Origin of the sequence: Stieleria sp. JC731 (genome assembly GCF_020966635.1) — a bacterium.
GTDB lineage: Bacteria > Planctomycetota > Planctomycetia > Pirellulales > Pirellulaceae > Stieleria.
This window is the reverse complement of record NZ_JAJKFQ010000026.1, coordinates 440,768-453,473: the sequence shown is the minus strand read 5'-3', so window position 1 is coordinate 453,473 and position 12,706 is coordinate 440,768. Positions and strand designations below refer to the sequence as shown.

Below are 12,706 nucleotides of genomic sequence, written 5' to 3'. Positions count from 1 at the left end.
GACGCGTCAGGTGCGGGATTGTATGAACTGTCAAACAGCCCTGTTAGTAACTCGTATGTGCGGTTGTGTCGACAGTTCGTGATCCGACGAGGTGTAGTTGCAAATAATGTGGCGGTACTGAGCACCGCCGAATGTCATCCGATTGTCTATTGCGTGTCCGATGGCAGAAATCGTCCTTCGATGCACGCCATCAGATTCTCCAGGTGTGGTTCGGCAATCTGGTAATACACGCGCCGACCTTCGCGCTCGCTGACCAAAAAACCGCAACGCTGCAGCAAACGAAGGTGATCCGAGGCAACATTGTCTTGGATTTTGCAGTCCGCAGCCAATTCACCAACGGTATACCGACCGAACAGCAACAACTGGACGATGCGAAGACGGACGGGGTGTGCGAGAGTTTTCAGGCATTCGGCCGCTTGCGCGAAATCGTCAACCGTTCCGCGTGGCTTCGCGGGTTGGGATGCTTCTTCGCTAAGGGTTTTTGCAAGCTTCGATTCGGTTGGCATGGCAATGCGAATATCGGAGGAACTCGATGACGCTTAAATATATCGGAATATCGCGAGGTGTCAATTAGTTCGAGGTGATCCTTTTGAATAAATGCTGCTTCGAACGCAGAATGTGCTCGAATTCATCGCGGAAGCTGTCTGCTGTACACTATTGAGCCTCATCAGAAGAGTCGCCCACGGATTGGCGACTGGTTGGTCACCCCCCCCTCGATTGGAACGCTACGATGCCACTTGATAAGAATGACTTAAACGCATCTGACCACATGTGGCTACTTGGAAGCGTCGCGATGGAGGACGGAACGTTGTTGGTTCGGCTGAACGAGTCGGCCAACCAATGGGCGGGGCACCCTGATTTGGGGATCAAACTTGGGTTTGCGATTCCTTTCAAGTTGCCACCCAAGGGCGGTGTACCGAATGCGGATGAGAACGAGTCGCTGGGTGAATTAGAAGACAAGATCATCGCGACGGTAACCAGTCAGGCGACTGGCATACATGTTCTCGCGCTCACCGCGCCCACAGTGAAGGAGCTGATTTTCTATATCTCTGAAGGCGCCGATATCGGGGCGATTCACGAACACTTACAGTCTCTGTCAACGACTCACGACGTCCAATGCATGGCAGTTAGGGATGCCGATTGGAATAGCTACTACGACTTCTTTCCTGAGGGAAGAAAGTGATCTGAAGGGGTTGATTGGACAACACTGGATTCGTTTGACTCTGGGATCCCGCAAAAGCGTGGTAACTTCGGACGTCTCCATGCGTTTTCAACTCTGTGCGTCGTCAGTTTTTGAACCCTTTGAAATTGCGGTTTCCCTTCCTGATCACGCTGAATCGGATAGAATAGGGGTAGTTAGCCGGTTAGATTGCGTGGTATCGCATTGTCATAACGATGCCGAAACCATTTAGGCTAGCGACCTACCCACCTACCAGAGTTGATTGATCGAATGGCACCCACTGAGGCGTCGGATTCGTTCGATTCAACTTTCCCACCTCCATCTGTCATTGCACCGGGAACGCTTTACGCGGGTCCTTGGCGTTGACCAACGATATTACATGATGAATGTCGACCGATTGCCTATGTCATTAATGGACTTGCCGGTCTGTCTGCGTCTTCGCGATCTCATCCGAGTGTCGATGATCGCCTGTGGCTTGTTCGCAGGTGTCATTGGGAATTCGGTGATTGCCGAAGAGCAGACCAATAAAGCCGATCCCGACAAAGAAGCGTTTTTTGAAACCAAGATCCGGCCTCTTTTGATCCAACATTGCGTGGACTGTCACGGCCCGGATGACCAATCGGGCAATCTACGCTTGGATCGACAAGACCATTTCAAACGGGGTGGTGATTCCGGACCGGTTGTCCATACGAACAACGTGGACCGCAGTCTGCTCATTCGCGCAATTGGCTACAAGGACAATGAGTTCCAGATGCCGCCGGACAATAAGTTGCCGGAGGAGGAAATTGAATTGTTCCGAAAGTGGGTTGCCGACGGAGCTTACTGGCCGGAGGACGAAGCTGATGATGCGGGCGAAACGAAGGAGATGTCGTTTGCCGATAAAGTCGCAGCTCAACGTGAAAACCATTGGTCGCTTCAGCCAATCACAAAACCGGAACCACCGCAGCTAAAGAATTCAAGCGATGCTTCGGAGTTGACTTCGATCGATCGGTTCGTGCGTGCACGTCTGAACGATGGCGGATTGGAGCCCAACCCCACGGCTGATCGTGAGACGCTGATTCGGCGGGCGTATTTCACGTTGCTAGGTCTGCCGCCAACTTATGACGAAGTGCAAGCCTTTGTTAACGATGCCGATCCCAAAGCGTTCGAACATCTTGTCGATCGACTGCTCGACAATCCTCACTACGGTGAACGTTGGGCTCGACACTGGCTGGACATTGCACGGTACGGAGACACAAAAGGGTATTTGGCCGGCAATCAGGAAACTCGTTACCCATTCGCGTTTACTTATCGCGACTATGTGATCGAGGCTTTCAACGAAGACAAACCCTTCAATCAGTTTGTCGTGGAGCAGATCGCTGCCGACATGCTTGGGCTCGAAGGCGACCAACGCAAAGCACTCGCCGCGATGGGCTACCTAACGGTCGGGCGGAAGTTCATGAATCGTCGACCTGACGTGATCGACGATCAGATCGATGTTGTCACGCGAGGTTTTCTGGGGCTGAGTGTTTCTTGTGCTCGTTGCCATGACCACAAGTATGATCCCGTACCGACAGCTGACTACTATTCCCTGTATGGAGTTTTCGACAGTTCCCAAGAGCCCGATGAGTTGCCGCTGCTGGGCGATCCGGTTCCTTCGGAGCAATACGACGCTTTTTTACAAGCCAAAGCTGACAAACAGAAAGAAGTCGACGATTGGCTTGAAGGCCGACGTGTAGCGACCGAACAAGAACTTCGCAGCAGAGTCGCGGACTATCTCGTTTACTTTGCCGAAACGATCGGACAGGAAAGGAAACGCCGTGGTTCCTATCAAGGCAAACGTGGCGCGTTGCGAAGGGCTGCGGTTTTCCGTTGGCAAGACTTCCTTTCCGATGCGAACGTCTCGTCCGGCCCGATCTGGGATTTATTGCGATCGATTGCGGCGATTAAGGCAGATGAGTTTGCGGCCAAATTGCCTGAGCAACTGAAGACCTTTGGTAGCCAAGAATTCGCGGCCGAACATCAGGCGGGGATTCAGAAACTGATTTCCAAGTTGGAAGAATCGCAACCGAAGACAGTCGAAGAGACAGCTCAGGTTATCGGTGATGTTTTCGAGTCTGTTTTCGCCAGTTGGGGCGAAGCCAAAAAGGCGGACCCACCGCTCGAAGCTCTTGCGGATGTCGCTGATGAACAGATTCGCCAGGTGCTGTTTTCCCCAAGCAATCCTACCTCGCTTGATCGCGAACAGATGATTCGGCATTTGGATCAGGGGGAACGCAACGAGTACAACCAAAAAATGAACGGCGTCAACGGTGTCGAGGTGACTCATCCCGGAGCCCCACCGCGCGGGATGGTTCTGGTGGATAAGCCAAAACCAGTTGAGCCCGTGATCTTTCGCCGCGGTGTGCCGAGTAATCGCGGGGACCGTGTCCCTCGAAGATTCCTGCAAGCACTTGAGCAGGTCGACCAAGGGCAGCCTTTTACGAACGGAAGTGGCCGGTTGGAGCTAGCAAAAGCGATTGTGAATCCGGCCAACCCGCTGACCGCGCGTGTGATTGTGAATCGAATTTGGCAACACCATTTTGGTGACGGTCTAGTGCGAACGCCAAGTGATTTTGGGACTCGTGGTGAACGCCCCACGCATCCGGAATTGCTCGACCACTTAGCTTCGGAATTTATGGCTGATGGCTGGTCGATCAAGGGTTTGCAGCGACGCATCATGTTGTCGAAAACTTGGCAACAAACGAGCACGCATCGTGAAGCCGCCATCACTCAAGATCCAGAAAATCGTTTGCTGTGGCACATGCCACGAACTCGACTTGAGTTTGAACCGTTGCGAGATCGTTTGCTCGTCGCCTCGGGGCAGCTGGACGATTCGGTCGGTGGCCGATCAGTGATGATCCATGAAGACGCGAAACGTCGAGGGCTTTATGCGTATATCGATCGGGAAGATCTGCCAGGATTGCTGGCCGCATTTGATGTCCCAAGTCCCGACGCGAGTCGAGCTCAGCGGACCAACACGACGGTTCCACAACAAGCCTTGTATCTCCTGAATTCGGGCTTTGTAATTGACCAAGCCAAAGCGTTGGCATCGCGAAGTAACGATCCGGCTCTTGAATCCGATAAAAACGCGGAACGTGTCCGGCGAATGTACCGATACACCTTGGCTCGCAATCCGAATGAATCCGAGTTAGCGGCAGCAATGCAGTTTCTATCGCAATCGCCCGAACCAGTTGAAGGCGATACCGGCGGTAAAAATTCACTCGATCCATGGTCACAGCTGGCGCAAGTCCTGCTGTTATCGAATGAATTCGCGTTCGTTGATTAGTGATATGTTCCAACAAAAGAGCTGGGTTTGGAGCCCTATGAGCCGCACCACGCTAGCGGCGGTTCTCGTGCGGACAACCGTGGCTAACGCCAGTCGGCTAATTGGAGAATCACGCTGCAGCCCTATGAGCCGCACCGCGTTAGCGGCGGTTCTGGTGCGGGAAACCGTGGCTAGCGCCAATCGGCTGATCGGAGAATTACGCTGCAGTCCTATGAGCCGCACCGCGTTAGCGGCGGTTTTGGTGCGGACAACCGTGGCTAACGCCAATCGGCTAATCGAAAAATCACGCTGCAGCCCTTTTAGCCGCACCGCGTTAGCGGCGGTTCCCGCAATAACTACCGGGACTAACGCCCAATTGGCAAATCCGAAAATCAAGTTTGACCAAAACACTCGATCATAAAGACAAAGCTCCGACGAGGCTGAAAGCATTTCATTTGTTGATCAACCAGCCGTCTCGGATATCACACCCGACCACCACCCAACCAGGTTTCTCCATGTTCAACCCACAAAACCATGTCGGCTCGACTCCATCAACGAGGCGAGATTTTTTGCGTCGTAGCGGAATCGGGCTCGGTTCTTTGGGACTCGCAGGTGTGATGTCCGATGACACAAAGCAGCTGTTTGCATCGGAAAGTTTGAATCCGATGGCGCCCAAATCGCCACAATTTCCGGGAAAGGCGAAGGCCGTCATCCACCTTTTCTTGAACGGCGGTCCGTCACAAGTCGACACGTTTGATCCGAAGCCGGCGCTCGACAAATTCCACGGTAAATCGATACCACTGGAACTGCGAACGGAACGTGAAACCGGTGCCGCGTATCGCTCCCCATTCAAGTTCAAAAAGTATGGCGAAAGCGGTATCGAAGTCAGCGAACTGTTCTCACATGTCGGAGAGTCGATCGACGACGTTTGCGTGATCCGCTCCATGCATGCTGATGTGCCGAATCATGAACCTTCGTTGATGTTGATGAACTGTGGCCATGCCCAGTTTGTCCGCCCTTCCGTCGGATCATGGGTCACATACGGACTGGGGAGCGAAAATCAAAACCTACCGGGCTTTATCGCGATGTGCCCCAACGGTTACCCGATCAAAGGTGCCGAAAACTGGCAAGCCGGTTTTCTACCCGGCGCGTATCAGGGGACGTATATCAACAGCAAGCACAAAGACATCGAGCGCTTGATTGCCAATATTCGGAATGCATCCGGTTTGGGACGTGATGATCAGCGTCGGCAGCTCGACTTGTTGCAGCAGATGAATCATGCGCACCAAGAACAGCGTCAGCAGGATGCAGAACTAGAGTCGCGTGTGCAGAGTTTCGAACTCGCGTATCGAATGCAGATGGAAGCGACAGATGCGTTTGATATCAGCAAGGAGCCAAAACACATTCGCGAAATGTATGGGGACAGTGTTCAAGCGAGGCAGATCTTGATTGCTCGCCGTTTAGTCGAACGCGGTGTTCGCTACATCCAACTGTGGCATGGTGCCGGCCAGCCATGGGACAGCCACGACAAGATCGAGGAGAATCATGCTCGGTTGGCGGGTGAGTGCTCTCAGGCGATCGGCGCACTATTGAAGGATCTAAAGCAACGTTCGTTGCTTGATGAGACGCTGGTCGTTTGGGGCGGCGAATTCGGACGAACTCCCACTGTCGAATTACCCAAACCAGGTGCAAATGCCGGAACGAATAGCGGCCGAGACCACAATCATTATGGGTTTACGATGTGGATGGCAGGCGGCGGCGTAAAAGGCGGGCATATCCACGGTGCGACCGACGAATTTGGTTTCCAAGCCGTCGAAGACCGGGTCCACGTGCATGACCTTCAAGCAACGATTCTACACCTGCTTGGATTTGATCACGAAAAGCTAACCTATCGGTATGCGGGACGCGATTTCCGCTTGACCGATATTCATGGCAACGTGGTGCACGACATCATCGCGTAGCGTGTATCTCCGCTAGTTCGGTACTGAGCAACGAACGCTTTGCGAAATAACTCGCGACTGGCTCAGGAACGTGAAGGCAATCGAACCCTATCGTTTTCTGCGCCGGATTGTGCCGACAAGCAGTCCACCGAAGACGCATATCAGGCTGGTTGGCTCTGGTACGACAGAAACGCTGAACGAGTCAAAACTGAATCCGTTGCCATCTTCGTGCGATAGGACCAATGTTTCGCCGGCGGCGATAAAGTTGTTGGTGGAGAAAAAGAAGACGTCCGTTCCCGCGCCCGTATCTGTCAACGTGAGTGGCGCAAACGAAGCGACTTCAAGCAGTGCGTTTTCACCACTGCTTAGAGCTGACAGGGTGATCGAATTCAGCCAGACGTCTTTGTTAAAGATTACTGAGACAGCTTCAGTACCATTCAGGTCGTCAATGCGGTCCGTGTCATCTCCTGAAAGCGGATGGTTGATTCCGAAGCCACTCGAAGTGAGATTCAGGTCGCCTAAATTTGCTGACACGATCGCAGTCAGCCCAGAATGGGTAAGCGTCAGCGACGGCGCTTCGTCCAACGCTTCGATCGATGGAGCACGGAGGTCAAAGAGAATCGTCCCAGCGGAAACTGGGAGACTCAAAGCGACGACGAAGAGGCCTACAGCGATTTTGCAAAGGAAATTCATGGCAACTCCAGAGGTGTGAATCTCCGTTCATTCAACTCGACTCGATGATGCTGAACAAGCAGACTCTGCGGGGTTCATCGATAATTAACGAAAGCAATTCAAAGCGTCCCCGCCACGGGACTGGGGTGGTGTCGCTGCCGGGATGGGGCGGGCGACCGTTTGCTTTTTTTCGCTACCTCAGAAGGAGGGTTTCTCTGATGAAAGGACATCCTGACGGTAGGCTTTTGGAGACAAACCAGTCTGAGTTTTGAACTGCCGATAAAAGGTTGACAGGTCGTTGAAACCGCATTCGAAGGCGATCGATGCGATGGAGAGGCCCGTTTGTGCCAACTGGTGCTTTGCGTGGTTCACGGCTAAACGTCTCACATGGGTCAACCAGGATTCGCCAGTAAGGTCTTGAAACAAACGCGTGAATGTTCGCCGAGACATCCCGAGCGACTTTGAAGCATCGTCGATCGTAGTGGCCTCATAGAACTCCGTTCGAAGTCGCCTGACGTAGTCCTCCATCGCTTCACGGTCATTGCTCTGATGCAGATGTGGCTGCTTTTCAATTGATTCGATGGCATCAAGTATCCATTCGATCAACCGATAAGCAGCTGCGATCATTGCGACGCGCTTTGACTTTTGATGGCTGAGTTGAAGGTGCCTCATCCGGCGAAGTTGGTTGGCAACTCTTCCGGCGACGTAACCACTCGTGGCAACCAACCCCGGCTTAAACGACTCAAGAATGACAGGGTCAAACTGTAGGTGCCGTGAACTGATGCAGCAGATATACAAACTGCTTGCCGCATCCGGAGCATCAGCAATGCGGTTGGGTGTCCCCGGCGGCACAATCACCAGTTCGCCATGTTGAAAATGGGTGACGCGATCAGGAAACTCAATGACGCCGCGACCGCGGAGCACGAACAGCAATTTAAGAAAATCGTGCTCACGCCAATCCATCGTGAATTGCGGCGAGTGATGGCTTTCGAGGACCAGGACACCCCAAGACGGCAAGTCTTCGTCCAGCGGGCGATCGGTTAGTTGGTTGCGACTGGACAGCGGGCTTTGATCGGCGAGCGGTATGGGACAAAGGCTTATCACGCTGCAACGTCGCGGGGTGGCGTCGCTGCTAGTGGCACTCAGTGCGTTACCACTCCATTCTGTGCGAATTTGAGCCAGCTCTTAAGCCCACGACTTTGCATTTTGCCCGATTTGCAAAAAAGAATGTGGCAGTTTACCAAGACTCAGGCCTGCTTGGCTGGTAACTTTCACCGATCAGCAAGCAAGGTAGTGCCCAAAACGCAATCAAGAGCAAAGCATCATGGCGGTGGAGCCGATCGATCCGGTTTCGATGATCAAGACGAAACGCAAGATATCCGGTATGTCCGCAATTTTGCTTCCGTTGGTGAGCGATACGACTGTGGACTGGGATGGTTTTGACTCCCATGTAAAGCGAACGTTTGACGCCGGATTGGTTCCGGCAATCAACATGGATACCGGCTACGGAAACCTGATCGACGATCAGACCCGCAGTGAAACTCTGCGTCGGACACAAGCCATCGCGTCAGGGCGAAACTATGTTGCTGGAGCTTTCGTCGCTGATTGTGAAGGGGCGTCGTTTGCCAAAGACGCCTATTGCCGGTCGATCGAGCAGATTCAAAGTTTTTCGGGAACGCCGATTATCTTTCAATCCTACGGGCTCGCTCATCAATCCGATGCGGCGATCATTGATAACTATCAAGTGATCGCAAGCTATGCCGATCAGTTCTATGCATTTGAGCTTGGGAACATGTTCGCACCCTTCGGAAACATCTACTCTTTGGATGTGTACGAACAGCTGATGGCGATTGATGCATGCTTAGGGGCAAAGCATTCATCGCTCAGCCGTCAGTTGGAATGGCAGCGTCTACTTTTGCGTGATCGAGTCAGACCTGACTTCAAGGTGCTCACCGGAAATGATCTGGCGATCGATATGGTGATCTACGGCAGCGACTATCTATTGGGGTTAAGCACCTTCGCGCCGGATGCCTTTGCGGTTCGTGACAAGATGTGGGAATCAGGCGACGAGCGATTCTTTGAACTGAACGATCTGTTGCAATATTTGGGGACATTCGCATTTCGACGTCCGGTCCCCGCTTACAAACATGATGCGGCAATGTTTTTAAAGCGACGTAATCAGATCGAAACAGATTTGACGTACCCCGGGTCCCCGGAACGCCCCCAATCGGACATCGATGTGCTTCAACAGGTCATCGATGACTTAAACATCTTTCTTCCAAACTGATCCTCGTGGTGCGTTCGAGCGGCATTTGATTGGCCAGGCATCATCTGATTTCAGTATCACGTTAATTCCTTTTCCAGCACACTCCAGTCAACGTTTATGGCGACCTATCCACGCATCGCGAGCCTGAAGAGTTTTCAAGAATTTGATTCGCGGCTTGAAGAGCTTGGCTTACAGATGCCACGCGAGGAAAATGTGTTGAGTGGGGACGAAAGTCCGCTCGCAAAGTCCTCGCAAGTCGGTTCTCTGCTTGTCGGCAACCGCTACTGTATTTTGCCGATGGAAGGTTGGGATGGTACCGCGGATGGACGACCAACCGATCTGACACGTCGTCGCTGGAAGAATTTTGGCATCAGTGGGGCGAAACTGATGTGGGGCGGCGAAGCCGTCGCGGTGCGTCACGACGGTCGCGCCAACCCAAACCAACTTTGTCTCGGCGATCACTCGCTCGGTGAAATTGCTGGACTACGAGAGCTGCTGGTAAATTCGCACGAAGAGCGTTTCGGCTCGACAGACGGTTTGGTTGTGGGATTACAGCTAACTCATTCCGGACGTTACGCACGGCCGAATGTCAAATCGGAACCTGAGCCGCGTGCCGCGCAGCGCAATCCGGTACTTGATCCGCGCGTCAATATTGACTCGGACGAGGGACTGATCACCGATGACGAATTGAAATCGCTGATCGATGATTTCATCCGTGCCGCAAAGATGGCTCAGTCGGTCGGCTTTGACTTTGTCGATGTTAAACACTGCCATGGCTACCTCGGTCATGAACTTCTCAGTGGCGTTGACCGGGCAGGTGAGTTCGGCGGTAGCTTTGAAAACCGAACGCGGTTTTTGAAATCGATCGTCCAAGGCATCAACGCGGAGGCACCAGGACTTGAGATCGGAGTGCGTCTGAGCATCTATGATTTATTGCCGTACCGCAAAGGGCAAGAGAATGTCGGTGAGCCAGATCCGGCTGGAGATCCTCGTTTGGTCTTCGGTGCGAATGCACAGGCGGATGGGATCGACTTGGATGAGCCAATGAAATTCATCGAGTTGATGCAGTCTTTGGGAATCAGATTGGTCTGCACGACCGCGGGAAGCCCTTACTACACTCCGCACATCCAACGACCAGCATTCTTCCCACCAAGTGATGGTTATGATCCTCCGGAAGAACCACTTATCGGCGTCGATCGTCAAATCATGGCGACGGCGGAACTAAAAAAACAGTTCCCCGAAATGTTTGTGGTCGGATCCGGATACACGTATTTGCAAGATTGGTTGCCAGGTGTCGCTCAAGCTGTCGTCCGAAATGGCTTGGTCGATTCCGTGGGGCTTGGTCGTATGGTTCTTTCTTACCCGGATCTTCCTGCTGATGTTTTGGAAGGGAATGTGCAACAACGCAAAAAGATTTGCCGCACGTTTAGTGACTGTACGACGGCTCCTCGAAAAGGACTGATCAGTGGTTGTTATCCACTGGATCGGTTTTACAAAGATCTTCCTGAGCGGAAGCAGTTGCTAGAGCTTAAGAAAGAAGTGTGAGTTTATTGTACCCATCACAGTCCCTGTGATGCCGGGCGTTGGTTTGCTGGGACAGTGTTTGTGATGGAAGTCGGCACGGCGGAGCGTGCCGGGTACTTTAAGCCGATCGTACCCATCACAGTCCCTGTGATGCTGGCGTTGGTTTGCTGGGGCAGTGTTGTGATGGGAGTCGGCACGGCGGAGCGTGCCGGGTACTTTGGGGCGAAGGTATCCATCACAGTCCCTGTAATGCCGGCGTTGGTTTGCTGGGACAGTGTTTGTGATGGAAGTCGGCACGGCGGTGCGAGCCGGGTGCTTTGAGCCGAAGGTACCCATCACAGTCCCTGTGATGTCAGCATTCGGCTTTCCCGATTCGCTGCGCAAACCTCTAAACCGCATCAAAGTGCGGCTGGTCCTCGGACATATCGATGACGTCGGCGATGGGTAACACGAAAATCTTTCCGTCACCAATCTGACCCGCAGATCCCGTCAAGGCTTTCCGCGTGATCGCCTCGATCACTTGTTCCAGCTGATCTTCGTGAACCATGATCTCGATCACGACTTTTCGCAGCAGATCGACTTTGTATTCGTTGCCTCGGAACAATGCGCTTTGCCCGTGTTGGCGACCATAGCCCATCGCATCGCAGATAGTTAGGTCTTCAACGTCCAGCTCGCGCAGGGCATCACGAACACTCGATAACTTCGTAGGCTGGATAATAGCGACGACGACACGCATTGGATGACGGCTGGTTATTTTGGGGTGGAAGCGGGTGTCCAAAGACACTGCACCGCAAATGGCCTTATTGAAAGGCGCTACTCCATCGTAACCGATTGGCCGCTTTCTGCCGAGCGATCGAGGTGATCGAGCACGTTTTGTGTGGTCAGCGAGAGTTGGTTGTAGGTATCCAATGGTTCGGACCCAATGAGCGTCTCGATCATGCGAATCTCTTGTCGATCGGAGATCTCTTTCGTTTGGACGCTTCCCTTGGCATCGTGTATCCAGAAACGTGTGGGACGTTCTAACCAAGGCCGCGTAAAATCATCGCAGATCAAGGACGCGTCACTTCCAGCGACTTCAAACCACTTTCGGGTCGATGTGTCGTATCCGACTGAGAACGTTGCGGTGATGTCGCTCGAAAACCAGAGCGTTCCGCAGGTTCTAATGGGAACCCCATTTTCACAGACCGTATGATCAGCGAAGACGCGCACCGGTGCTTGACCGGTCATGAAGCAGGCAAGGCTAACGGCATACCAGCCAAGGTCGAGCAGGCACCCGCCGCCTAGGCTTTTGTCCAGCCGATGCTCGCCATCCTGAAACGGGCGATAAAACGAAACAGCGACGGAGACGTGACCGAGTTTACCCAAGTCGCCACGCCCAGCGACGGCACGCATTTCCTTTGTGCGTTCATGATGCAAATAGGCAGTGGCATCCAGCCAACGGACTTGATGCTTTCGACAAGCTTCATCGACTTCCTGGGCGTCGGAATACTTCGTGGCAAATGGTTTTTCGCACAGGATCATCTTTCCCGCTTCGGCCGCTTTAATACACCACTGGGCATGAAGTGACGGCGGAAGCGATAGATAGACGGCATCGACGTCATCTCGCTGAAGCAGTTCTTCGTAGCCGTCAATGGCGTTCGCAATACCATATTGAGATGCGAACCAGTCGGCGCGTTCCTTTTGTCGACTTGCGATCGCCGTAACGGAGACGGATTCTGTTGACTGGATGTCGGCAACGAGCCGACGTGTGATCCTGCCGGTGCCGATGATTCCGAAGCGAGTCATCCGAGACTTTCATCCTATGAAAAAGTAAATTGTTAGCAGGCTATTGGGCGAGT

General features: G+C 53.1%; 11 protein-coding genes. 6 read left to right on the top strand and 5 right to left on the bottom strand.

The features are described 5' to 3' along the window. Positions 1-146: 146 nt before the first annotated feature. Positions 147-506, bottom strand: coding sequence for an ArsR/SmtB family transcription factor (locus LOC67_RS24410; protein ID WP_230265460.1), 360 nt, complete (start codon positions 504-506; stop codon positions 147-149). A 224-nt stretch (positions 507-730) separates the two neighbouring features. Here LOC67_RS24410 and LOC67_RS24405 point away from each other — a divergent pair, with 224 nt between their 5' ends. The 3 genes from LOC67_RS24405 (at position 731) to LOC67_RS24395 (ending at position 6,427) form a co-directional block, all read left to right on the top strand. Further along, positions 731-1,183: a DUF695 domain-containing protein gene (locus LOC67_RS24405; RefSeq protein WP_230265459.1), complete on the top strand. Its 453-nt coding sequence runs from the start codon at positions 731-733 to the stop codon at positions 1,181-1,183. A gap of 376 nt (positions 1,184-1,559) precedes the next feature. Continuing rightward, positions 1,560-4,487: a PSD1 and planctomycete cytochrome C domain-containing protein gene (locus LOC67_RS24400; protein WP_230265458.1), complete on the top strand. Its 2,928-nt coding sequence runs from the start codon at positions 1,560-1,562 to the stop codon at positions 4,485-4,487. A 494-nt stretch (positions 4,488-4,981) separates the two neighbouring features. Continuing rightward, the gene (locus tag LOC67_RS24395; RefSeq protein WP_230265457.1) at positions 4,982-6,427 is read left to right on the top strand and encodes a DUF1501 domain-containing protein; all 1,446 of its coding nucleotides are present in this window, start codon (positions 4,982-4,984) and stop codon (positions 6,425-6,427) included. A gap of 87 nt (positions 6,428-6,514) precedes the next feature. Here LOC67_RS24395 and LOC67_RS24390 read toward each other — a convergent pair whose 3' ends face one another. Together LOC67_RS24390 and LOC67_RS24385 are read right to left on the bottom strand one after the other, a co-directional pair. Beyond that, on the bottom strand, positions 6,515-7,099 hold the full coding sequence (locus LOC67_RS24390) for a PEP-CTERM sorting domain-containing protein (protein ID WP_230265456.1): 585 nt from the start codon (positions 7,097-7,099) through the stop codon (positions 6,515-6,517). Positions 7,100-7,276: 177 nt separating this feature from the next. Continuing rightward, positions 7,277-8,182 (bottom strand): helix-turn-helix domain-containing protein, encoded by a 906-nt coding sequence (locus tag LOC67_RS24385; protein ID WP_230265455.1) that lies wholly within the window; start codon positions 8,180-8,182, stop codon positions 7,277-7,279. A gap of 250 nt (positions 8,183-8,432) precedes the next feature. Between LOC67_RS24385 and LOC67_RS24380 the strand changes: the two genes are divergently transcribed. The 3 genes from LOC67_RS24380 to LOC67_RS24370 all read left to right on the top strand — a co-directional run bounded on the left by LOC67_RS24380 (position 8,433) and on the right by LOC67_RS24370 (position 11,189). Then, positions 8,433-9,365 carry a dihydrodipicolinate synthase family protein gene (locus tag LOC67_RS24380; RefSeq protein WP_230265454.1) on the top strand — a complete coding sequence of 311 codons (933 nt, stop codon included), beginning with the start codon at positions 8,433-8,435 and terminating at the stop codon, positions 9,363-9,365. A 96-nt stretch (positions 9,366-9,461) separates the two neighbouring features. Next, positions 9,462-10,889 carry an NADH:flavin oxidoreductase gene (locus LOC67_RS24375; protein ID WP_230265453.1) on the top strand — a complete coding sequence of 476 codons (1,428 nt, stop codon included), beginning with the start codon at positions 9,462-9,464 and terminating at the stop codon, positions 10,887-10,889. A gap of 63 nt (positions 10,890-10,952) precedes the next feature. Then, complete coding sequence (locus LOC67_RS24370) at positions 10,953-11,189, top strand: hypothetical protein (protein ID WP_230265452.1); 237 nt, start codon at positions 10,953-10,955, stop codon at positions 11,187-11,189. Between the two features lie 67 nt (positions 11,190-11,256). On the opposite strand, the gene LOC67_RS24365 is transcribed toward LOC67_RS24370, so the two are convergent. Next, entirely contained in the window at positions 11,257-11,604 is a 348-nt protein-coding gene (locus LOC67_RS24365) for a P-II family nitrogen regulator (protein WP_230265451.1), read from the bottom strand. 77 nt (positions 11,605-11,681) lie between these two features. Then, the gene (locus LOC67_RS24360) at positions 11,682-12,653 is read right to left on the bottom strand and encodes a Gfo/Idh/MocA family protein (RefSeq protein WP_230265450.1); all 972 of its coding nucleotides are present in this window, start codon (positions 12,651-12,653) and stop codon (positions 11,682-11,684) included. Between the last annotated feature and the right edge of the window lie 53 nt (positions 12,654-12,706).

Bases quoted from the DNA above. Each gene is read 5' to 3' on its own strand.
- LOC67_RS24410 (WP_230265460.1), bottom strand. From the start codon at position 506: ATGCCAACCGAATCGAAGCTTGCAAAAACCCTTAGCGAAGAAGCATCC.
- LOC67_RS24405 (WP_230265459.1), top strand. From the start codon at position 731: ATGCCACTTGATAAGAATGACTTAAACGCATCTGACCACATGTGGCTA.
- LOC67_RS24400 (WP_230265458.1), top strand. From the start codon at position 1,560: ATGATGAATGTCGACCGATTGCCTATGTCATTAATGGACTTGCCGGTC.
- LOC67_RS24395 (WP_230265457.1), top strand. From the start codon at position 4,982: ATGTTCAACCCACAAAACCATGTCGGCTCGACTCCATCAACGAGGCGA.
- LOC67_RS24390 (WP_230265456.1), bottom strand. From the start codon at position 7,099: ATGAATTTCCTTTGCAAAATCGCTGTAGGCCTCTTCGTCGTCGCTTTG.
- LOC67_RS24380 (WP_230265454.1), top strand. From the start codon at position 8,433: ATGATCAAGACGAAACGCAAGATATCCGGTATGTCCGCAATTTTGCTT.
- LOC67_RS24375 (WP_230265453.1), top strand. From the start codon at position 9,462: ATGGCGACCTATCCACGCATCGCGAGCCTGAAGAGTTTTCAAGAATTT.
- LOC67_RS24370 (WP_230265452.1), top strand. From the start codon at position 10,953: ATGGAAGTCGGCACGGCGGAGCGTGCCGGGTACTTTAAGCCGATCGTA.
- LOC67_RS24365 (WP_230265451.1), bottom strand. From the start codon at position 11,604: ATGCGTGTCGTCGTCGCTATTATCCAGCCTACGAAGTTATCGAGTGTT.
- LOC67_RS24360 (WP_230265450.1), bottom strand. From the start codon at position 12,653: ATGACTCGCTTCGGAATCATCGGCACCGGCAGGATCACACGTCGGCTC.